The organism is Sphingobacterium multivorum (assembly GCF_900457465.1).
GTDB lineage: Bacteria > Bacteroidota > Bacteroidia > Sphingobacteriales > Sphingobacteriaceae > Sphingobacterium > Sphingobacterium multivorum.
The window spans coordinates 181,740-204,357 of the sequence record NZ_UAUU01000002.1; the positions used below are offsets into that span (position 1 = coordinate 181,740).

The 22,618-nt window shown below is 41.2% G+C and carries 18 protein-coding genes and 1 pseudogene; 5 read left to right on the top strand and 14 right to left on the bottom strand.

Features of this window, described 5'->3' with window-relative positions:
* Positions 1-40: 40 nt before the first annotated feature.
* From DTA23_RS00955 to DTA23_RS00980, 7 genes are all read right to left on the bottom strand, one after another.
* Positions 41-3,223 (bottom strand): glycoside hydrolase family 2 TIM barrel-domain containing protein, encoded by a 3,183-nt coding sequence (locus DTA23_RS00955; RefSeq protein ID WP_239468735.1) that lies wholly within the window; start codon positions 3,221-3,223, stop codon positions 41-43.
* A gap of 87 nt (positions 3,224-3,310) precedes the next feature.
* Complete coding sequence (locus DTA23_RS00960; RefSeq protein WP_070565246.1) at positions 3,311-5,065, bottom strand: family 43 glycosylhydrolase; 1,755 nt, start codon at positions 5,063-5,065, stop codon at positions 3,311-3,313.
* A 156-nt stretch (positions 5,066-5,221) separates the two neighbouring features.
* Positions 5,222-7,219 (bottom strand): RagB/SusD family nutrient uptake outer membrane protein, encoded by a 1,998-nt coding sequence (locus tag DTA23_RS00965; protein WP_070565245.1) that lies wholly within the window; start codon positions 7,217-7,219, stop codon positions 5,222-5,224.
* Positions 7,220-7,328: 109 nt separating this feature from the next.
* The gene (locus tag DTA23_RS27385) at positions 7,329-8,183 is read right to left on the bottom strand and encodes a SusC/RagA family TonB-linked outer membrane protein (protein WP_218565285.1); all 855 of its coding nucleotides are present in this window, start codon (positions 8,181-8,183) and stop codon (positions 7,329-7,331) included.
* Positions 8,184-8,229: 46 nt separating this feature from the next.
* Positions 8,230-10,434, bottom strand: coding sequence for a SusC/RagA family TonB-linked outer membrane protein (locus tag DTA23_RS00970; RefSeq protein ID WP_218565286.1), 2,205 nt, complete (start codon positions 10,432-10,434; stop codon positions 8,230-8,232).
* Positions 10,435-11,160: 726 nt separating this feature from the next.
* The gene (locus DTA23_RS00975; RefSeq protein ID WP_112373572.1) at positions 11,161-12,375 is read right to left on the bottom strand and encodes an outer membrane beta-barrel protein; all 1,215 of its coding nucleotides are present in this window, start codon (positions 12,373-12,375) and stop codon (positions 11,161-11,163) included.
* On the bottom strand, positions 12,372-12,950 hold the full coding sequence (locus DTA23_RS00980; RefSeq protein WP_236586116.1) for an RNA polymerase sigma factor: 579 nt from the start codon (positions 12,948-12,950) through the stop codon (positions 12,372-12,374). Before DTA23_RS00980 ends, DTA23_RS00975 begins: the two co-directional genes overlap by 4 nt.
* A 162-nt stretch (positions 12,951-13,112) precedes the next feature.
* On the opposite strand from DTA23_RS00980, the gene DTA23_RS00985 reads away from it, so the two are divergent.
* The 4 genes from DTA23_RS00985 to DTA23_RS01000 are packed head-to-tail and all read left to right on the top strand — an operon-like array spanning position 13,113 to position 15,910.
* Positions 13,113-13,970 carry a hypothetical protein gene (locus tag DTA23_RS00985; protein WP_112373573.1) on the top strand — a complete coding sequence of 286 codons (858 nt, stop codon included), beginning with the start codon at positions 13,113-13,115 and terminating at the stop codon, positions 13,968-13,970.
* A gap of 23 nt (positions 13,971-13,993) precedes the next feature.
* Complete coding sequence (locus DTA23_RS00990) at positions 13,994-14,401, top strand: c-type cytochrome (protein ID WP_070565240.1); 408 nt, start codon at positions 13,994-13,996, stop codon at positions 14,399-14,401.
* A 10-nt stretch (positions 14,402-14,411) separates the two neighbouring features.
* Entirely contained in the window at positions 14,412-14,924 is a 513-nt protein-coding gene (locus tag DTA23_RS00995) for a YceI family protein (protein ID WP_172462284.1), read from the top strand.
* A gap of 56 nt (positions 14,925-14,980) precedes the next feature.
* Entirely contained in the window at positions 14,981-15,910 is a 930-nt protein-coding gene (locus DTA23_RS01000) for a DUF5777 family beta-barrel protein (protein ID WP_070565318.1), read from the top strand.
* 152 nt (positions 15,911-16,062) lie between these two features.
* Here the strand turns inward: DTA23_RS01000 and DTA23_RS01005 are convergent, their stop codons facing one another.
* Together DTA23_RS01005 and DTA23_RS01010 are read right to left on the bottom strand one after the other, a co-directional pair.
* The gene (locus DTA23_RS01005; RefSeq protein ID WP_046672091.1) at positions 16,063-16,248 is read right to left on the bottom strand and encodes a CsbD family protein; all 186 of its coding nucleotides are present in this window, start codon (positions 16,246-16,248) and stop codon (positions 16,063-16,065) included.
* Between the two features lie 128 nt (positions 16,249-16,376).
* Positions 16,377-16,772, bottom strand: coding sequence for a hypothetical protein (locus tag DTA23_RS01010; RefSeq protein WP_070565238.1), 396 nt, complete (start codon positions 16,770-16,772; stop codon positions 16,377-16,379).
* 422 nt (positions 16,773-17,194) lie between these two features.
* Between DTA23_RS01010 and DTA23_RS30125 the strand changes: the two are divergent.
* Positions 17,195-17,251, top strand: a pseudogene (locus DTA23_RS30125) (hypothetical protein); the annotation flags it as partial.
* A gap of 131 nt (positions 17,252-17,382) precedes the next feature.
* Here DTA23_RS30125 and DTA23_RS01020 read toward each other — a convergent pair.
* The 5 genes from DTA23_RS01020 to DTA23_RS01040 all read right to left on the bottom strand — a co-directional run bounded on the left by DTA23_RS01020 (position 17,383) and on the right by DTA23_RS01040 (position 22,616).
* Complete coding sequence (locus DTA23_RS01020) at positions 17,383-17,874, bottom strand: SRPBCC family protein (RefSeq protein WP_070565233.1); 492 nt, start codon at positions 17,872-17,874, stop codon at positions 17,383-17,385.
* Positions 17,875-18,196: 322 nt separating this feature from the next.
* Positions 18,197-19,102: an AraC family transcriptional regulator gene (locus DTA23_RS01025; protein ID WP_112373576.1), complete on the bottom strand. Its 906-nt coding sequence runs from the start codon at positions 19,100-19,102 to the stop codon at positions 18,197-18,199.
* Between the two features lie 201 nt (positions 19,103-19,303).
* Complete coding sequence (locus DTA23_RS01030) at positions 19,304-20,293, bottom strand: DUF5007 domain-containing protein (protein WP_070565228.1); 990 nt, start codon at positions 20,291-20,293, stop codon at positions 19,304-19,306.
* Between the two features lie 8 nt (positions 20,294-20,301).
* On the bottom strand, positions 20,302-20,985 hold the full coding sequence (locus DTA23_RS01035) for a hypothetical protein (protein WP_070565225.1): 684 nt from the start codon (positions 20,983-20,985) through the stop codon (positions 20,302-20,304).
* 17 nt (positions 20,986-21,002) lie between these two features.
* Positions 21,003-22,616 carry a RagB/SusD family nutrient uptake outer membrane protein gene (locus DTA23_RS01040; protein WP_112373578.1) on the bottom strand — a complete coding sequence of 538 codons (1,614 nt, stop codon included), beginning with the start codon at positions 22,614-22,616 and terminating at the stop codon, positions 21,003-21,005.
* Between the last annotated feature and the right edge of the window lie 2 nt (positions 22,617-22,618).

The following is a 22,618-nucleotide window of genomic DNA, read 5'->3' on the forward strand; positions in this document are numbered from 1 at the left end:
CAACAATCACGAGCTCTTTCTGCTGTACAGGACGCTATAATTATTCGACTGGTTTTAAAACGAAGGAGAATGAATAATCTTTGTACGGCAATGTATATTTGTGAAGCGGCCATGCTCCCCAGCTATTGATTCCGCCTACGCCCATTTGTCTGAGGTCAATATTAACTTGCGTTTGTTTCCTTTTGACAAGGTCAGCGGCATGGCGTTGTTGTCGCTTGGGACCGTCGTCCAAATCCTTATCAAAATAATGCAAAGCGCTCATACTGAAAGTAGAATCTGCCGTAAAAAACAATCCCTCACCTTGCTTATTTCTTATTTCCATCCACCTGACATCGGTCTTATTACCTGTCTCCTGTGGCATTACATAAGGAAAATACTGTTGATCGACGGTCTGTTTATAAATTCCGACATGCGATGCAAAATTACGGTCGATGTAGTTCTCCTGTGGTCCCCTACCGTAGTAATTAATGGCCTCAAAGCCAGCAGGCATGATCCATTGCATGCCGAAACGTGGCAGAACAGCAACCTTTTTTGTGGTGTCAGCCGTGAATGATTGAGAAACGCGCATTTCACCCCGTTGATTAATGCAGTATTTCATTGCTAACTGTCCATATACCTGAGGCATTTTGTAGGCCGTATAGACATAGACCAGGCTATCGATTAATTCGGATCTAATTTCAAGTAATTCAATAGAATCCGTAACCTGTTTCCAAGATTTCAGTTTTTCAGGTGTATTTGCACCGAAATCGTTATCATTCGGTGCACGCCAATAATTAGTCTTAAATAAAGCATGCTCATCCATTAAATCCCGTCCTTTGTAATGATATCTGGTCAGCCATCCTGATTTAAGGTCAAACTCCATCTGCAGCTGTTTTGCCGAGATAATCAGATTTCCATCTTTTCGCTCAGTCTTGATTTTCCCCTGTGCCACAATGGTTGTCTTAGGTTGAAAAACACCACCTAAAGACAACTGTTCGGTTGCAATAATATGCCCCATAGGAAGTAAGGGTTCGGCTTTTTTCAATCGATAAGTCAGATTCAGAAATTTCTCCCCACGTGCATCTGTTTGATAAGGGATAGACAGCACACCATATTGTTGCGGCAACACATTCAAGTGACTGATTAAACCAGATTGGGCTTTCTTTCCATCAACAATAAGCTCCCATTGAAGTTCAACATTGTCAAGTCCGGTAAAAAAACGTTCATTGTAAACCTGTATCTTTTTCTCCTTCATTAGGCTGCTATGGATATCTTGATATACTTTCTTCATTTCCCAGGCATGCGGATAGGGTGTCCTATTAGCATAAAAAATGCCTTTGGAAGCATAATTCCAGTCCGTTATGGCTTCCTTAGGCTCATAGTCTCCACCATAGGTATAAACCGTATCGCCTTTAGCGTTGATTTTAATAAAACATTGGTCCACAAAATCCCAGATATATCCGCCTTGGAATATTCCTTTATTTGCCCGAATGATGTCCCAATAATCCTTAAAATTTCCTAATGAATTTCCCATGGCATGGGCATACTCACATTGAATAAAGGGCCTTTGGGGCTTAGGGTTGCGCGCTGCATAATTTTTCATCGCCGATGGGCTTGCATACATGGGAACAATCAGATCGGTATTCCAATCAAATCTTAATTCCCCATAATTATTCACAGCCCTTTCGTATTGTACAGGGCGACTTTTATCGAGCTCTTTCATCCGGAGGTAGGCCCGATAGAAATTGTAGCCATTTCCAGCTTCGTTGCCCATGCTCCAAATAATTACGCTGGGATGATTCCGGTCGCGCTGAATAAGACGTTCAACACGGGCAACATGTGCCTTTTCCCAGGTCGGCCTATTGGCCATCGTATAAGACAGATCATAGCCCATGCCATGAGATTCGATATTAGCCTCATCAATCACATACAATCCATATTGATCACAGAGTTGCAACCAATATTCGGCATTGGGATAGTGGCTGGTACGGACAGCATTGATATTGAACTTTTTCATGAGCTGTACATCACGCAACATATTTTCTTTGGAGATCACATGCCCTGTTACAGGATCTGTTTCGTGCCTGTTTATTCCCTTGATAAGTATAGGCTGTCCATTCACGTGCAACTGACCTTCTTTGATCTCAACCCGACGGAAGCCCACTTGCTGGGGAACGACCTCGCTGAGTTTACCCTCGTGGTCTATTAGCTTAACAGTCACCTGGTATAAATTTGGCATTTCGGCCGACCATAGTGCAGGACGCTCTATGGTCTGTGCAATATCCATCTCTTGTCCCGAGACTTTAACAGTTTTAACTGACACAAGACGACCATTTCTATGTAATGAAACCTCTGCTCTTAACTCATCTTGACTGCTCTGGTTAAAAATCAGCTTAGTATTTAGCTGTCCTTCATCAAAAGAATCGTTGAGGGTCGGTGCCAACTGAATATCACGTAGATATATCGGTTGCCGTGCCAGCAGATAACAGTCTCGTGTGATTCCACTGAGGCGCCACATGTCCTGATCCTCCAAATAATTTGCAACTCCCCAACGCATGACGCGCATTGTGATTAGATTTTTTCCTTTTCTCAAATATCTTGTTACATCAAACTCGGAAGGTAATTTGCTATCCTCCCCATACCCCACATATTGACCATTTACCCAAACAGATAGATTTGATTTGGCAGCCCCAATATGGAGGATAATAGGTTTGCCCTGCCAATCCTCAGGAATGACTACCTCTCGGCGGTACACAGCCGTGGGGTTGAAATCCATCGGCACAATTGGTGGATTTGGTTTTCCGATCAAATAAGTGAATTCAAAACCGGAGGTCGTATACATCGGGAAACCGTATCCATTGAGTTCCCAGTTTGCAGGCACCTGAAAATTAGCCCAAAGATGATCATCATAAGTCAACGATTCAAAATTGGCCGGTAATTTTGACGGACTATCTGCCCATTTAAATTTCCAGGGACCATTCAAACTTAAATAAGCGGAAGATTCACGCCAATCGCTATTGACGATCTGAGACGTATTCGGAAAGGTCACAAAATCGGTATGCATGGGCAGCCGGTTTTCTTCGGTTATCGTTTCATCCAACCAAGGGATTCCTTTTCGGACAAGAGTATCTAGCTGTTGCATTTTACGCGATCCATGTGTCAAGGTAACACTGGACTGCGCATGTCCAAAATTGAATATCAAACTATAGAGTAGAATAAGCACCAATTCATTCACAAACTGCATGTTTTATTATTTAGCGATTAAGAAATCAATTCAAAAAAGAGTGGTTTGTTTCACAGAATGTAGGTTAAATACGGCCATACGGCAGGCCTAGTGAAATACACTTAAATCCCATTGATCCTTCCAATTTATCTGTACTTTTTCATTCTGGAGATCTACCGGTAGCCAGATATATCTGCTATCCATAAGATCTTTGGGGTTCCAGCGGTCGGCCATAAAGATAAAGGCATCTGTTTTTCCTGCGACAGGAAGAATAAATGTGGATTGACCGCCATAAGTCAAAGCCGAATTTGGCCCTTGCATTGGATCCCCTAGGGATTTCCAGGGGCCAAAAAGACTCTTAGCGACATGGAGCTCTGCACGATTTGGAGCCCAGCCGGTGCATCCGCTGGTGATCAGATAATACTGATCTTTATGCTTGAATAAAGCTGGGGCTTCCCGATGATTCCGGAAGAGTAAGGAATCTTTTGCTGTCACATGCAGGTAATCATCGGTTAATTGAACCAGGCGTAAGGCATAGTTTTCGTCCGATGAATAGATTTGGTAAGCCCTGCCATCGATGTCTACAAATAAACCCATATCACGTGACATATTGTTATTTGGCCGGAAGCTGTGGACAAACTGAAACGGCCCAAGCGGAGAGTCACTGGTAGCAACGGCGGCCCTGGCTGCTGCATAGCCTTGCCCTTTCAACTCAAGATGGAACCACATCACATATTTCTTCAGCTGCTCATGATAGATAACCTTTGGCCGTTCCATAATACAGCCCCAGGCAATATCGCTTGTAGAATCTGCGCTAGGTGTGAGAGCCAATCCTTCAAACTTCCAGTTATACAAATCATTGGATGAGTACACATTGACGCCCTGGGATGTCGTTCCGCCACGTTTCTCACCATACCAATAATATTTTCCATTTTGATGAAGTACGCCGCCGCCATGGGCATTGATCACATCACCGGATTGGTCTTTCCATATTTCCCCTGGCGTAAAGCTATTCATTTCAGCACGTTCTACTTTTTGATAGACCCGGATATAATCAATTTCATATTTAGCGGGAAGTAATTTATCAGCTATCGTGCCACCGTTTATTCCACCGAGGGCCAAATTTAACAGGAGATAATGTGGTTGGGTAAATGGATTGAATCCTGTACCGTCCCGATTGACCAATTGATCCATAGGGACGTGAAGCATTTCCATATCATCCACATAAAGCGTAATGGCATCTTCATCCCAAACCATGCGCCAGATATGAAATTGATCTGCCCAAGCCTTTCCGCCAAGATCTTTGACTGCTTTTGTCTTACCGAACCAATGTGCTTTCCACCGTTGGTCAGTGCCAGTTGCGATATTGGCTAATATATTGCCGCGATAATATTCCATGATATCTATTTCACCATTGGATGGCCATTCCTTGCTCGTGCCTAAAGTCCAGAATGCGGGCCAAAGGCCCTCTCCAACAGGGATACGCGCGCGGATTTCAAAAATTCCGTATTTCCAGTGCTGCTTTCCTAAAGTATTTATCGAAGCCGAAGTATAGGTTATCTTTTTACGGCTGGCAATCCAATCAGAGCTGCCCTGAATAAAACCCGGATGATTACGTTGTTCTTTTTTTGCTTCAATAACCAACAGGCCATTACGACAGGAAGCGTTTTCCTTTTGATACCACTGCTCTTCCCGGTTGCGTTTGAAACCTTCTTCGTAACTCCATTTAGTCGTGTCGGGTGCACCATTATAATCAAATTCATCCGACCAGACCAATTTATACTGCGGTAGGATGGGCTGTTGACTATAGGCGATAAAACAACTTGACAGCAAACTAAGACAGACAGATAAAAGTTTTTTCATGATTTAGTTTAAGTTTCTTTGAGTTAACTGCTCGTGATGATCAGTAAACAAAAATATCCCCCTTTTCCTACGTAGTCAAGGGGGATATTGAGTCAAAAAGAGGGATATATTCGTATTTGTGTAATAATGAGATGACACATATCCCTTTTTATATTTCTACAAGCCGGTTGGGGCAGTTCCACTGATCAGTGACCATCCTGGATTCTGATAAATAACGGAATTTTCTGCTGTTCCATCATCCGAAGCCAACTGGAAATGCTCGACGGCAATAGGTGCAAGATAATGCGCCATGGCAAATTTCACCCCAGTATAAGACAGGGCATTGCTTCGGACCTCCAATGGTCTGAGGTATTCACTCCGTGCAGGATCTGAAACGACAGATTTATCATTGGTAGCGCCATAAATCAGCTGTTCGGGTTTGTACCAATCTTTCATCGGCCCCCAGAGTTTAAAGCCTTCAAAATGGTCTGCTGTTGTAATCAGCTGGTCCATCGCACGCCAGCGCTTGAGATCCATCCAACGTAGACCTTCCGCCATGAGTTCGCTTCTGCGTTCGCGACGTATATTGTACAATGTAGGTGACACAAACTGTCCTGCAGAATACGCGCCCCAATCTTTCTTCTCTTTCTCCATTTGTGTTGCAGCAATGGTTGCATTGAAATCTTGGTCGACCTTAGCACGTGTACGCAATGAGCGCCAATAGGCCTGCGCCTTCGTATCTAAATTTTGATTCTTTTCGAAACAGGCCTCCATATAATTGAGGTAAGCTTCGGTAGCTCGGAAGGTAATACTACCCGTAAATCCCTGTCCGTTTAGCGTTTGTAAACCGTCGTATGAAATACCTTTACGTATAGTATACCCCGTTGTATAACGTCTTTCCCAATCGGTATCGTAAACAGTCGGTGTGGGTTCAATAAGGGTATAGTGCGTACCTTGTCCAATATTGACCAATACATTCTTTTGGCCGGGCTCTTTTAAAAACAATTGTAAACGACCATCGCGATTTTTCCGAACATCTGCGATGTAATCATCGCCCGCATAACCACTGCCGGAAGCGTAAATAGGCAGTCCATTGGACATCAGGAAGCTTTCAACAAGGCCGCGTGTCAAACCAACCGCATAATTGCCACGCTGTGCATATACCGGTACATTGTGTGTCACCAAACTCTGGTTGTATTGTCGCCACAAAAGTACTTCGCCATAGCTGGACATATCCACGGCACCAAACATACTGAAGTAAGGATTCTCATTGTTGGCAGATTCTATTATTCCGGTGTTGCTCACCAGCGGCACATTGTCAGCAACCGCAGCTGCCGATTCCATGGCCTGCGTTAAAAAGTAGTCGATCTCTCCGGCAATACTTCCCGTCGGAAATGCATAATTGCTATTGTATGATTTTGCCGCACCAGGCCATCCTGGTCCTTTAGGGACGAATGCGGTTCCGCTAAAGTATTTGAGCCAGGTACCTTCGTACAAAGCTACTCGGGACTTGAACAGCTGGGCTACATTTTTTGAGATCCGCTGTTTCTTGCCATCGGGAGAACTTTGGTTCAGCAAGGTAATGGCCGAATCCAAGTCTGAAAGTATAAAACGCGCGACTTCATTTCTTGGTGAACGCTTGCTCGCTTCCACTAAAATACTCTTATCCTTATCCGACATCACATTGCGAATAATCGGAAAATCGCCCAAGGCCTGCAATTTCCCAAAGTAAACATAAGCCCGTAAAAAATAGGCTTCACCGATATAATGTGCTATGTTACTGGAATTTCCGAGAATACGATTTTCCTTCCATTTGGGAACCACCGTATTGATAAAATAATTCATCTGATAAATACTTGAAAAATCCCAGTCACCGCCGTTCGATCCAACGCGCCATTGGCCTGGAATAAACTTATTATCGAGTGTTGGAGTAGCCATATTGTCTGTATTTCCGTCGATGCCGAACGTGCCAAAGGACCAGTTGCCATGCGAAGGAAACAGTCCAGCATATTGATTTACGGTATAAGCAGCAAGTTGTGATTCCTCATCCAGATACGCTTCAGGTATGATGGACGAAGGGGGTGCAATATCCAAATATTTATTGCAGGAAGCTAGGCCTACCAAAGCGACAAGGCCCAATTGCATCAATCTAAAAATAGTACTATTGAATTTCATAATGAATCGACTTAAAATGTAACACTTAAACCTGCAGACCATACTTTTGTCAATGGATAAACCGTTCCGTTGCTTCCGCCATCAATAGTTTCGGGATCAAACATTCCCGCTACACTTGAGGCCGGTCCAGATATTTTCTCCGGAAACGTATACGCGTAGACGCTCCACACCAAAAACGTTTGGTTGTTTCTTTCGGTAAGGTATAGCCTAGCTGAATATTTTTTATGCGGATATAGGCTGCATTTTGCAAAAAGCGCGTCTGCGTCTGTTGATTTTTGGAGGTTCCAAAAACAGGACGTGCGTAATACGCATCAAGATTTTCGCCCAATGGATTGTCTGCGGTACGGAAATAATCAAGATGATCGACCAAGCCCGTTGACCACCATTTTGAAGTTGCTCCCCAAAAATAATAGCCACCTTGCCAATAGTCGCGTTTCATGACACCTTGCATGAAAACACTAAAATCAAAATTTTTGTAATCCGCATTCAGATTCAATCCAAAGGAGTAACGCGGCGTGCTGTTTCCAATCACACGACGATCACCAGGATCGGCCTCTGTATTGCTTCCACCATCTATTTTTCCGTCGCCATTCAAATCCGCATACATGATATCGCCTGCCCCCCATTGTGTTCCTAATGCATTTTGTCCACCATTGGGCAAGCTCGCCAGATGTTGACTCATCTGTTCCTCTGTCTTTGCGATACCAAGGGTTTGATATCCCCATATTTCACCTAACTTTTGGCCTTCCCGATAGTTTGATAATGACCCTATTGCGTTTGGATAGCGTGTTACTGTTGTGGTATAATCCGACAGGAGAAACTTTGCTCCATATGCGAAACCACTGGCTGTACGGTCATTCCAGCCCAGTGTAGCTTCAAACCCTCTTGTTTTTAAGTCGGTATTATTTGTTTGAGGAACCTGGGTTCCTAATGTATTAGGCAACTGTGGAGCTGGGCCGACCATATTAAATGTTTTCCGTTCGAAGACCTCAAAAGACCCAGAAAGTCGGCTATTTAAAAAAAGCAAAATCGACGCCTAAGTTTTTGGTATTGATGGATTCCCAGGTCAATAAGGCACTTACCAAGCCTGGAGCCGAAGCAGAATTTGGTCGAGCATTATTAATTAGCCAAGCGCCATTGGCTGTACCCGTTGGTTGCGTGACATAAGTCGGATACCAGACATCGGTATTTTGATTACCCAGTTCTCCGTAGGAAGCTCTTAATTTCAGCATATTAATAAATGGTGCCGACTCTGCAATAAAGTTTTCTTTGGCGATGTTCCATCCTGCAGAAACTGAAGGAAACCAGCCCCAGCGGCTATCGCTGCGGAAGCGTGATGAACCGTCATAACGCAAATTAGCTTCCAATAGGTATTTTTCTGCATAATTGTAATTCAATCGGCCGAAGAAACCCGCTGTTGCCCATTTTTGATATTCGCCAGATACAGAAGGCACTACTGCTTTTCCATTGATGTCTGTGCCGGAGGTCAGATTCAATACCGGTTGATCCGGGATAATGATTCCGTCGCGTTGCACACCGAGATTGCGATAGGCCGTGTGTTCAATCTGACCACCGACCATAACTTTAACATGATGGTCGCCCCAGCTCTTATCGTAATCAGAAAAGATATTAATGTTATAGTAGTTTTCCTTTAAACCAAATTCGTACACATTGGATGAGTTTTTATACAGATACGGATCACCATTCACGTCATGGTTGTAAAGACGCTGCGAGTCCCAATGACGAAATTGAGTTGTGGTTCTATAGTTAAAATTACCAGTTGTACGCCATCCTTTAATAGGTTCGAGGATGAGTTGTAACTGTTGGTAAATGTAATCCTTACTTGATTTATCCTGTCCGCCTTCTTTCATGGCAAGTGCAGGTGAGGGAGAACTGAACAAGTATCCATTTGGATCATACAGAGGCAGCGTTGGCCAGCCCTGTCTGCCTAAATCATCATAAAAACTATTGGTCAATGCAGCCGGACGGTCGTAGTCTTCACGCACCAATCGCGCGTTGTAATTTACCTGAAAGATGTCAGATACTTTAGAATTGATTTTAGCAGCAACAGCGTAACGGTCGTAATGATCCGTATTGAAGGCCATCAACCCTTGTTGTTTCATAATATTACCTGAAAGGTAATAAGTTGTTTTTTCGGTTCCACCATTGAGGCTTAGGTTGTGCTCCTGAGCAAAAGCCTGATCCCGATACATGACATCGAACCAATCGTTGTTGTCGTTACCATAGGCATATCCTTCAGCCCAATACAATTTATTGTTTGGATCGACTATCGTCGAATTTTTCAGGCTTCCGTTTTGATAATCCAGGATGCGCTGCAGATGCTCCGCGGAGAAATGTGGTGAACCACCTGCGTTGACTTCGGCCTGATTAAAGTATTGCGCAAATGTATAAGAATCCATCATCTTCGGCATTAATGTTGGGGCATTCATACGAAAGCTATTATTATAATTTACCGATGTACGTCCAGCCTTTCCAGATTTTGTAGTAACTAAAATAACCCCAAAGGCAGCTCTAGAGCCGTAAATTGAAGCCGCTCCAGCATCTTTTAATACAGATACGCTTTCAATATCCTGTGGATTTAGTGCCGCCAAAGACCCTTCAGAACCATCGATTAAAATCAGTGGTGCCGAAGAAGAGGTTCCGATGGTGCCCGTCCCCCGGATATTAATGGATGGATTGGTTTCCATCGTTCCCGAGTTTTGGGAAATATTTAGTCCTGGTGCCAGTCCTTGCAGTGCCTGGATCGCATTTCTTACCGGCCTATTTTCTAGTTGCTTGGCATCCACCACCGCAACCGAACCGGTCAGGTTTGTTTTTTTCTGCGAACCGAAACCGACCACCACCACTTCATCCAAAACATCTCCTTCGGAAGCATCAAGTTGCACGTTAAGCTCGTAGTTCCCTTGGCTGATCTGTTTGAGCTGACTGAATTCAAAGCGCTGTTTCGCATAACCTAGAAAGGTAAATTCTAATGCCGTGACTGTGGCAGCACTGATCGTATATTTTCCCTGTGTATCTGTTTGTGCTTGCACTGTGGAACCGATATTTTTGACGGTCACTCCGGCCAGTGGCCTATTATTTTCGGTAACCTGGCCCCGTACAGTTATTGACTGCGCATAAGTCTGCTGTAAGCTTAAAAGTAAAAAGCAGATACAACAAAGCCAGCACGGTGTGAATACTATTTTTCTTTTCATAAGTAAAACTGTTTAGTAATTAAAATATTTTGATGAAGCGTAGTACGGCAATATGAGGTAGCATTATTGCGTTTCTTTGGGAATTCAAGGATCAAACAATCCACTTTTGATTGGTAAATTCATCATAATTAAACTTGGTTATTTAGCTGTTTTTGAGTTTTAGCCAGCTTACTTTTCCTACACCTATTTTTTATATGATTTGGAGCGGGTATTCAGCTAATCAGGCAAACACTCTTGGTTATTTAATATTGCCAACACCATAAAATGTCGTATTGACACTTGCAATATTATCAAAAACGTTACAACGGAAGGGGGGTAAAATCTTCTTATTTTAAGGGGCAAATTCGTCAAATCAGGCTTTTTGCCCTCAAAAAAAGCCGCATCTCCCGACGCAGCTAAACAACCTATATATTTATTTATAGTGAATGACTAAAATGAAAATTGAACTTCAAAATGCATAAAGAACATAAGATCAATTTTGTTAGCTCCGTGCCAAATACCATACCATAGGGTCCTCTAGTTCATTTATACCTTCTGAAGCGCATTATAGCCTAATTTAGGATCTGCTTCAAAAAATGAAATGTACGTATGCGAACAGTTATTATTCGAATTGTTCACATACGAACAGCACATTAGAAATGAAATAGAAGATTAGTACGCCCAGAGGCGCTCCCTGATGCGAAGCTGTACCGAACATGCCCCAAACGAAAGCCGAGCGATTCCGCATTACAAACTCATTCCCAAGGTAAACGCAACGCCTTTAGATTCCAGATCTACATTTCCGTAACCTATCCCTGTCAAAGGCATTTTAACAAAAGGTTTTACGCCAATATTAATTTTATCGTTAATTTTCTTCTCAATGGAAATCGAGAAATCGGCAACACCAAAGATATGCTGGTTCTCTCCATTCACTTCATAGACGGCACTTTTCTGAGATCCGCCATAGCTACCTCCACCTTCGTAGTCGAAGGTATATTTTTCCTTTAGCATAAAATAGCTCGAAAGTCCTGCACTGACATTGAACTTCACTTTTTTACCTTTCAAAACCGTATAACTCGCTGTCAGTGGTACATCAAGAACATCACATACAGCGCTCACATTGCTCGGCAATTGTGCCATTTCCGGTGGATTTGATGGCGCATAAAATTTATACGCTGACGTATAATTCTTTTTAGCGTAGGTAGCACCCACAGACACACGCAGTGCTTTTGTGAGGGGATAGGAATAGGCCAAACCGATATTTTCACTAAGGGAGGATTTACCTGCCCCCCGCACGCTTGTCAGATCTGGCCCGGCCAAGAAACTAACAACCGACCGCTCTCTTTCCTGCGCATTGGATCCCACACTTTCTTTAGGCTGATAAATGGCTGCCAGACGCTCCCCTGTCCCTTCAACCGGTTCTTCTCTTAAGTTGAAATGAGGCAATCTTTGATTGTTATATTCCATGGTTGGAATTGTGAATACAGTATTTAGTTTTCTTTCTTGCCCGACTATCGGATTTGCATCGGCTATCTTCTCCAAACGGATATCTTGCAGTACGATGGTTTCATTTGAAATCTGGAACACATTATTCGCACGTTTGTTCGGCTGAAATGCAATCCAATCTTGATCCCGTTTGGTTTCGTCTGGCGAATACTCCTTAGGTTGAACAGTTTTGTTCTCCGGAACCTCCTTTTCAGGCGAAATACCGGCTGTATTTATTTCACCTGGTAAATTATTGGTTTTAAATAACGCGCTATTCCAAACAAAAAAGATCGTTAAAACTGCTGCAAGTGTAGCTGCCAAGCTCGTTAAGACGACGATCTTTCGTCTCTTTACACGCCTTTCATTGTCCAATCGCGATTCTATATCTTGCCAATGTGATTCATCAAAGTCAAAGTTAGCATCACTTAAGCCCGACCTAAATAGCTCATCAATCTTATTCTTATCCTTTTCCATCATCTTTTCTCCTCCGTTTTACCAAATTTTACCCCTTGAACTTCCACCATTTCCGCCAGTCTACCACGTGCTTTATGCAGATTAGATTTTGATGTTCCAATGGCAATTCCCAGCATGCCACTAATTTCTTCGTGTCCATAACCATCGATCGCATAGAGATTGAACACTGTTCTGTAGGCAGGTGGAAGCTGCTGTACCATCGCTAATAAATCTTCATAGTTTAACTTTTGACTGATGCTATCATCCTCAATAATGGTATGCTCATACATGGATACATCTACCAAGATGCCCTGTTTAATCTTTGCCCGATAAAAATCAATTGCAGTATTTGTCATGATTTTTTTGATCCATATGGAAAAAGGCTTCTGAAAATCATATTTGTTGATATTTTTAAAAACCTTGAAAAAGCCTTCATTTAAAATACTGATAGCATCTTCCCTGTTATTAGCGTAGCGCAGACATATCCCTAAAGACATAGCGTAGTAGATGGTGTAAAGATCTTTCTGAGCCCTGCGGTCCTCATCAATACATCCTTTAATAATATGGATAGATTTTTCGTCAACTTCTGTTATCGCCACTCGATATTGCTTCTTTCTTTTGATAAATATAGTATTAAGTCTTATACGAGAGGATAATCGAAAAGGTTGCCTCCAAAAAATATTTTTTTTCAACTCAATTTCCAAGCAACCTTTTCACTGACCTGATCGTAATATCAAGACATTATTTTAAAACATACCATTATGAAATCAAACCAAAAACAAGTCAAATTAACTTTTATAGGTGGTCTATTGACCTTAACATTGTTTTCTGCATGTTCAAAAAGCGATGGTGAACCTGGCAATGTCGAAAATAAAAACAAGGGCGTGCAAATGTCTGCCAATACCCAATTTGGTAATATTCTGACCGATGCCGACGGTAAAACACTCTATTTCTTTTCGAATGATACAAAAGGAGCTTCGACCTGCAGCGGTAATTGTCTGGCCACTTGGCCGGTTTATTACAGCAGTGAAACAAGCACAGACCTAAAAATTGACAAAAGCCTGATCGGTGAAATAACACGTGAAGATGGCTCGAAACAAAACACATTTAAGGGCTGGCCGCTTTACTATTATGCAGGCGATAGTCAATCCGGTCAGGTGAAAGGAGATGCTGTCAATAAAATATGGTACGTGGCCAAACCTGATTATTTACTCATGGTTGCGAATGCGCAACTTATCGGACACGATACTAAAAACTATTTAGGCGACTATACCGAAGGAACCGGAAAAACAATTTACCTGACCGATGATAAGGGCAGAACGTTGTATGCCTTTAAACCCGACAAATTCAACAAAAACAATTATACTGCTGCAGATTTCAGTAATGATGCGATCTGGCCTATCTTTCAAAAAGAGACTGGAGCTCTGCCTTCGCTTGTTCGTACGGCTGACATCGCTGTCATTACCGTCTATGGAAAGAAACAATTAACGTTCAAAGGATGGCCCTTATATTACTTCGGCCAGGATACACAGCGTGGAGATAATAAAGGGATAAGTTTCCCACGCGTTGGCGTTTGGCCAATCGTAAACGACAACTCTACCGTTGCCCCTGCTAACTAAACCAAAACTAACTATTCAAACTTATGGCACAAAATCTAAAAACCGTAAATCCTTGCCTCAGAGCACATCGTTACCTAGTCATTTTTTTCTTTACCTTAACAGTTCTCTCCTTCTCCGCCTGTACCAAAAAGCAGGCGCAAGAACTTACGAACAATCCGGATAACGGCACTGAAACTGTGACGGTACTAAATGTGTCTTACACGAATTTTTCTAAAGCACTCTTTGAAACGAAATGTAGTTCGTGCCACGCGACAGGACGTTCGGCAAGTGGACGATGGACGTTCAGTGGTTATATCTCCGTCAAAGACAATATTGCAAAGATTAATAATGCGGTACTGGTGACCAAATCCATGCCACTAGGCAGCTCACTCTCCGCAAAAGAAATAGAACTGCTGGATGCATGGATCAAAAGGAATTCACCTGAAAACTAATGTTAGGCATATGAAAAAAATCAACATGTACATAGCGCTCTTCATGATGCTCATCGCTATGACGACCTTTGCGCAGCAAAAGGCTTCTTTTGTTTCAAAAGAGACCAGCATCACCTTTTTTAGTAATGCGCCATTGGGAGACATCGAAGCCAAAAGTACCTTAGGCGCTTCGGCGATGAACCTTCAAACCGGAGATATCATCTTTCGGGTAAAAAATACATCTTTTCAATTTGACAAAAAGCTCATGCAGGAGCATTTCAATGAAAATTACATGGAAAGTGATCAATACCCCCTATCAGAATTTAAAGGCAAAGTCGACAACGCGGACAAATTAACAAAGGATGGCAGCTATACGCTGAACGTAAGAGGCACACTTCTAATCCATGGGGTTACTAAACCTTACAGTACAAAGGCAACATTTACTGTTACAGATGGCACGATAAAGGCGGTAGCAAATTTTCAGGTCAAACTTGCAGATCATAAAATTTCTATTCCTTCCATCGTTGGAAAAAAAAATTGCTGAAGTAGTCAAAATCACCGTTGATGCGACCTACAAACCATAATACGAATTCATTACAAATGAGAAAAATACTACTTATACTCCTTTGCTTTCCTTTCGCAAAGTCATTTGCGCAGGAAGATCTCGATAAATTAATCCATATCGATGCACCCAAAAATGAAAAAGTCACGGCGACCTTTAAATCCGGCAATTTGATCAATCTCAAGACCACAGAAACAATTCATCGTAATGAAATGGACTTTAGAGTAGATCACCGCTTTGGCGATATCGCGGGCAGCGCGGGTGGAGGTAAAAATTTCTTTGGCCTCGATAATTCGACCGACATCCGAATAGGTTTTGATTATGGTTTATTCGATAACCTGAACATTGGAATCGCCCGCGCGAAGGGCGCAACGGCTGCTCGGCAGCTATTTGAGGGTAATGTGAAATACCGATTTATCGAACAAACGGTCGACAATAGCATACCTGTTTCCGTAGCTTTTTTTGGAAGCACTACCCTATCCGCGATGGAAGCTAGTACGGATAAGTCTTCAGCAGCAAGCTTTGAGAACTTCAATGACCGATTGAGTTATGTAACGCAGCTCATCATCGCCCGAAAATTCAGCTCAGATCTTTCGCTCGTTGTAGTTCCTTCTTATCTTCACCGAAATTATACGGCTTTTAATGATCAAAATGATGTATTCGCTATCGGTATCGGTGGGCGGGCTAAGGTTAGTAATCGAATTGCGCTAGTCGCAGACTATACATTGCCTTTCCGAAAAGCATCGAACAAGAAGTACCGTGAAGAAGTGGGTGGTCAACGTTACTATAATGCTTTGGGTGTCGGTCTAGAAATGGATACCGGAGGCCATATCTTCCACCTCAATTTTACCAATGCGACCGCAATACAAGAATCTCAGTTTATCAGCGAAACAAATAGCTCATGGGGCAAAGGGCAATTTCGCTGGGGATTTAGTATTGCGCGACGATTCAATTTTAACAAAAAATAAAAGGTATTGCGCTGTTGATGATTTGTAACGAAAACAATCCGTACAAGGCAATAGGAATTCAACAAGCATAAAAGTTCATTGAGGAAATTGTTATCAAATTAAAAAAGCGGATAACAATGCTGTTATCCGCTTTTTATCACACAATACTAAACCTACAAATCGTTCAACCACTTATTTACCTCATCCTGTGTTTTACCGGTCTTCTTTTGAAGCTTACCTACCAATTCGTCTTCTTTGCCCTCAGCATACAATAGATCATCGTCGGTAAGGTCTGCATATTGTTGTTTTACCTTGCCTTTGATTTCGTTCCAACGGCCTTTCCATGTTAATTCGCTCATAATTACTTTCGTTTTATTGTTTGTTAATAGAACAGTATCGCTCCGCAAATCGTTTAGAAAATAATGTTATAAAATGTTAAACTCACAACATTCACCTGGCAAACAGGCGCTTTCTATTTTTCGCAGGACTATTTCCGATTACAATTGGCCGTCCATGCCTTGCCGTCTTTTGTATAACCAATTGTCAATTTACCGGCATCAATACGGATAAATCCCGTACCTGCTGAGCCGATATTAACTAAGACGTTATCCTTTTTTTCAAAATCTACTCCATTGAGATTAGGAATGCCATTTCCAAAAGCAAAATTATAGGTATCGCCAACTTTTGTTACAGTAACCGTTCCTTCTCCCGAGGCAACATCGTTATCATTGTTGTTCATGTCATCAAAGCCAATAGTGCCTTCATATTTTCCAACAAAAAGATCGTTATCAGCCGGATCATCATCTTTGCTACATGATGTAAAGCCTACTAATACTGTTAAAATAAGCATACCTAGTCCCAGTGTTTGAATTAATTTTTTCATACGTCGATGTGTTATTGTGAATAATTTATGTATTACAGCAGGGTAAAATTCAAACTTTGTGCCAGTCCAAATACAAGATTCGAAACATACGTATCAAAACGCCCAAGAAGAGGTATAAATACAGTCTAAGGGTATTAATACAATCCGACCAAGACGAAACGCCCAATTGAGAGTCTATAACCGTACATCGAAGATCATTCAGAAAACAAATCTCATCCACTAAGAAAAGAGGCAAAATATTTTTTAAAAAACTTGGAGCGAAAGCGCATTATCGCTAAATTCATTTATTCCAAGCCTACACTATGGAAATCAATTATGCGTCTATTGTCCGAAGATTTGAGGAATACTTTGACGTATGAAGTTCCAAAGTATACCAATATGCGCTCAACAAAACCAAATCTTCTTATCTAGCCGAAGAAACTGTGCAGCGTGTATTTATCAAACTCTGGAAAAATATGCGTGACAAAAATATTGATTCCAGCATAGAATCCCAGATATTCTGTATCACCCGAACAGTAGTGATTGATTTGGTCAAAGCAGAGTATAATCGAAAGAAACTTTTGGATCACGATCAGACAATTGTCTTGCGGCATAGTCCTCATGATGATTTTTATGCCAAACAACTTTCATCCACACTCCATGAAATTGTCGATAAATTACCAAAGAAACGCAGCTGCCCTTTACCTGTTTCAATATATGCTTCTAAACTTTTCACAAATTGTCGCCATCCATCTGTACAAATATCATAGCATTCGATTTCAGGGGATAAGCCAATATGTTCAAGTTGCAACACAATCCCTTTTTCTTTTTCTGTGATGTCCCAAACGATCGTTGTGCCAATCCATTCTTTTTGATTATTCAATCCGGGAAGGGCTATCAATGAATCTTCGACATGCCAAACAACTTTTGCATTTTCATGTAAGTCTTCCACTTGCATTACTTTGTAAATAAGATCTCCAAATCGAATTGTAAATCTATCGTCCTTCTTATTGGAAGAGCCCTCAAACATGACTGTCCACCAAAATGGTATTTCATCGGTTAGTGCTTTAAAGACCCGATCCTTTGTTACACCCAACTGGATAGTTTGACTATAATTTTCCATTGCCAATTTTTTTTTAATATTAAATACGGCCTCGATTTTCCGTTATTATTAACGAATTTATAGATAGATTTTCCAATCGATCTTAGCATAAGACAAGTTTTTCTTTAGTTTTAGGGTAGTACATGACGCTTTTATAAAATTTATAGCGGATAATAGCTATATTACTTTTATACTCCAAACAACACGTTACTAATCAAATATAAAACCATCTATGAAGACTATGCTTCAAAAATTAGGATGCTTCAAAAATTAGGAATATTAGGATTTCTGATCGTACTAAATCTCTCCACATAAAAGCCACGTCTCACGACGTGGCCTTAAACTAAACATATGAAACAATTGTATTTTCTGTATAGCGCTGATCATAGCGCAAAATATACTCTTTCGGTGTGCAGCCGATAATCTGTTTAAATACGCGGTTAAAATTTGTAATGCTATTGAAGCCGCAGTTGTAAGCAATAAATGAGATATTTTCCAAATGTAAAGGATCTTTTCCCAATTGACTACAAACTTCATTAATTCGTATCCGGTTTAGATAACCAACTAAGGTGATTCCACAGTGTTTTTTGAAATAACGGCAGAATGCCTGTGGCGACAAATGTGCTCTTTCTGCTACACTTTCTAAAGTAAGCCCATGTTTAAAATGTGTATTGATATAATGACAAACCTTCTCTATGCGGTTATTTTTTCCAGTGGAACCGACTACAGTCTCCATCGGTTCGGGACAGAGCGCATCTGTTCTCTTTGAAATTTGGGCTAGTGTCCGGAGCAAATAGAAGAAATGCATCATTTTATCGATCTTTTCCGATTGTTTTAATAACAGCATACGCTTAGATACCATGTCGAAATCCACCTCCGGAATCTTAAATCCCCTGGAATCCTGACTTAAAAATTGCTCCAAGGATTCAAATTCACCCAACATAAAAAGTTGTTTCAACCTCCCTTCCGGATCAAAAAAGATCGAAATGGATCTAGCGGCATCACCAGCCTTATCCTCGGATACAGATTTAAATACATGTGCTTGGTGAGCAGCGATGAAAAATATATCGTTTTCCTTAAAGGGATGGAGGGTTTCATCCACAAGCAACACACCTTTTCCTTTCGTAATCCACATTAACTGGGCTTCTTGATGACGATGCAAATGTGGATAGAACGATTCCGAGATATCCTCCTGGACAGTGATGCTTTGTCCTTTAATTACAGGAATATTAAATTGTAACGTTTTCATAGCATGTTAGTATTAGGTTACTCAACATTGGTTTTACTAAATATAGACAACAAGCGTAACATATTGAGAAATGTCAATCGCACATCTAATAAAATGTCAAAATTTGCTCATAATTGGTTAATTTTCGCACTGTGGGCATCTAAGTTTAATATAGATCTGGGTTTAATAAAGTGTGGGGAACTTACTATGCTCCCCTAATCTTTATTGTGTAATACGCGTTACCGTTGGCAGTTTTACCTGAACCTCATAAGTACCTTCCATCAATAGCTGGAATCCAAAAACAGGGTTGACATTATTAGCACTTAAGCCGTCGATTTGGGCATACTTCATGGGGATGCGATAGTAATTGAGAAAACCCCAATCTGTTCCATCTTTTCCAATTAATTTAGCAAGCGGAAAAGGTGCAACCTCAAAATCACAGATCAACGAATTATCTGTCACTTGGACTGGATTAAACTTCACATGAGATTCAAACATCGGTCGATCCCCCCGTTTGATCACTTCTCCATTTTTAGGATTGAATGCATTTCCATTTTTATCGACGATCTTTAGGATAACACGAGCGCCATCGTTTGAAATTTTTGTACAAGTCACTTTTGGGGCTGTAATTCCGGTAAAAACTTCTGCAGCGCTCGATCCACTTGCCGCTTGATAGGTTACTTTAAACATATCATCAATCGTAGGTTCTACAATCTCGATGGTGGCCAATTTAGGGAATACACGCTCTCCTCTAGGGTTGGTCATTTTGACATCAAAATTAAAACGCCCTAAAGGTAGATTGGCAGAAGCTCGATTAAAAACCAGCTGTCCACTGACTGTATTAAATTCCATCGGGGCTTTCTTTACTGTTTCTCTCTTTTTATTGAGTAGTTCGACCGTGGTATCTGTCTCGGCATTGAACACTAAACCAGGCTTAAAGGTTAGAATGTCAAATTCTTTAAAAAAGACATCCGGTGCGGGCTGACCTGTTGCTTCATCGTTTAAGTTTAACAATTCGAATGTATAGGGGGGCGTAGAACCATCTGTATTAATACGGTCAGACATCGTTAGGGACATTCCACGTTTGCAAAAAATGGTATTATCTTTATATCGTATACCTTCGCTCAAAAAGCCGTTTTCAATTTTCTTGCAGCCAGAAGTTAGCGCAAAAGCAAATAGCAAGCTATATAAAATTTTTAAATTCGTTTTCATATCAGTCTTTAATCAGCCATTTTTCCGGCGTTAAAAAATAAACGATGTGTGTTTTGCAATACATGCAATACACCTGTCGTCGTCCTAATTCCCGAGGTTTGACAATCATAGGATTTATCAAGTTGATCTTTTGGAATCGCATTATAATCGGGTTCCTCAGCATCAAGAGTACCGATCACCTTTGTGAAATTGAGATAATCTACATAATCCAGATAATCGCTGTAGTCACGTGTTCTGCGCAATTTGATATTGAACCTGACATTGGGAATTGCACCAAGCTTGCTTACAAAATATTTGTTGTCAGGGCTGAGATTTTCTCGTGTGATCTTTCCATCGAATAGGTAGATCATCATCGAATCACGTAATTCTTTGACTGGGATGTTATTGATCCCGAACTGAATATTTTCGTTTCCCACCTCAATGATCCTTTGTTGTTTTTTGGCGGCTACATAATCCCGTACGCCATAATCGCTCGTTGCAAAGAACGTGACATCTGAATTCACAATATCTTTAATACCGGCACGGTCTATAATCTTAACCAACGAATCAAAGCTACCATGCTGCTTCAAAAAATCATAAGTTGTCTGGTTCACGTTGGCATCGCTCTTTCCACCATCGACTTTATAATTATCCTTCTTACATGCGAAAAGAAAAATTAATATTGACGCAAACAATCCTGTTATCTTTTTCATAATTCTTTTTTTAGTGCTTACACCTTTCCTCTCCAGTATGAGGTCTGTGTCAACTTGTTATTATTTTTGAATAGGGCTGGATTAATTGGCCAATAGAATCCTTCCTGACGGAAGCGGGACTCCGAGAGCCATGGAACAAAATTGCTGTATTGCCTTGTTCGCAATAGATCATAAAAAATATGCCCTTCGAGATAAAGTTCTTTTCCTCTTTCAATAATATATTCGTACATGACATCGTCTTTACTCGATGTATTATCCACGAAGGCAGATTCATCGGCGCCATTCCTTTTTCTAAATTCATTGATGATGTCTATTGCTTTGGAAACTTGATTTCTATAAAGTGCAATTTCGGCTTTCAACAAGCGCATATCCGCTAACCTAAAGACAATCAGATTATTGCTAACATAAGCATCTTGCTTTTGTGAGGGATTACGGTAGACAACACTTTGATATTTTACGCAAGTAGGTTTATCACTGTTTAGATCGGTAAAATTACGTCTACAACGAATATCACTATCGTCGAAGACCTGTGAAGGCATCGCCTTCCACTCCCACTGCTGCAAACTTGTATTCCAATACCAGTCCCAAACCTGGTCTATTTTATAAAAATGATTTGTCAGATAATCTGCATTGACATAACACCTCGAATTTGTTCCAGAAGTTGCCAGCTGCGCAGTTCTCAAAAACATATTGGCAATATGTTGATTGGTTCCTTCGCGTGTATTTTCACTCATTGCAATTTCAAAAATACCTTCACCCGAAAGTCCTTCGAAAGTCTTATAATAATTAGATGTGTCGGTCAATGAATACATACCATTATTTAAGATTTCATCGATGGCTTTATCTGCTTTGTCTACCGTTTCGAGATCAGGTTGGTTTGAATTGACATCACTCATTGTTGCCTTCCAAAGGTAGAAATGAGCTAACAATGCATTCACCGCGCCTTTATTGGCTGTGACTTTGGCGTTCCCAACAAGTGAATATTGCCAAGGCAACAATTCATGTGCCTGCAGTGCATCCTTCTCGATCTGCGCCATAACCTCTTTTTTGGTACTCCGTGCTAATTCTGGAGCAGAAATAGGGTCGTCGTATTCTTCCGTTACCACGGGCACGTCTCCCCACACGCGTAGCATCATAAAATAAGTGAACGCCCGTAAAAAATAAGCCTCTCCAAGCATCTCATTTTTGAACTTCGTTGGATTGGTCACATCGGTCAGTAAATCGTCCGCCACCTTAGGAACTCGATTAATAATGATATTGCTCATCGTAATCGCTTTATAGTACTTGGTCCAATCTCCAAAATTCTCTACATTGTATTGAAATGTAAAATCTCCATTTTGGATCCCTTCGAGTCCATCACCATTATATTGGATTGTAAAATAATTCTTGGCAATTGCATCGCCATACATAAAGTATCGTGGACTCGGATTCCAGTTACCCGAATTCATCACATCCCGTACCAAAGCATAGTTACCTGCCATAGCACTCCGTAAATCCCCTGAGCTTTTCCAATATGCGCCCGCGAAAGTCGAATTGACGGGTTCTTCCACCAAAAACTTTTTACATGACCCTAGCAAGAAAACCAGCATCAATAGCACCGCTAGTCTATAGTTTAAAAAAAATCTTTTCATCG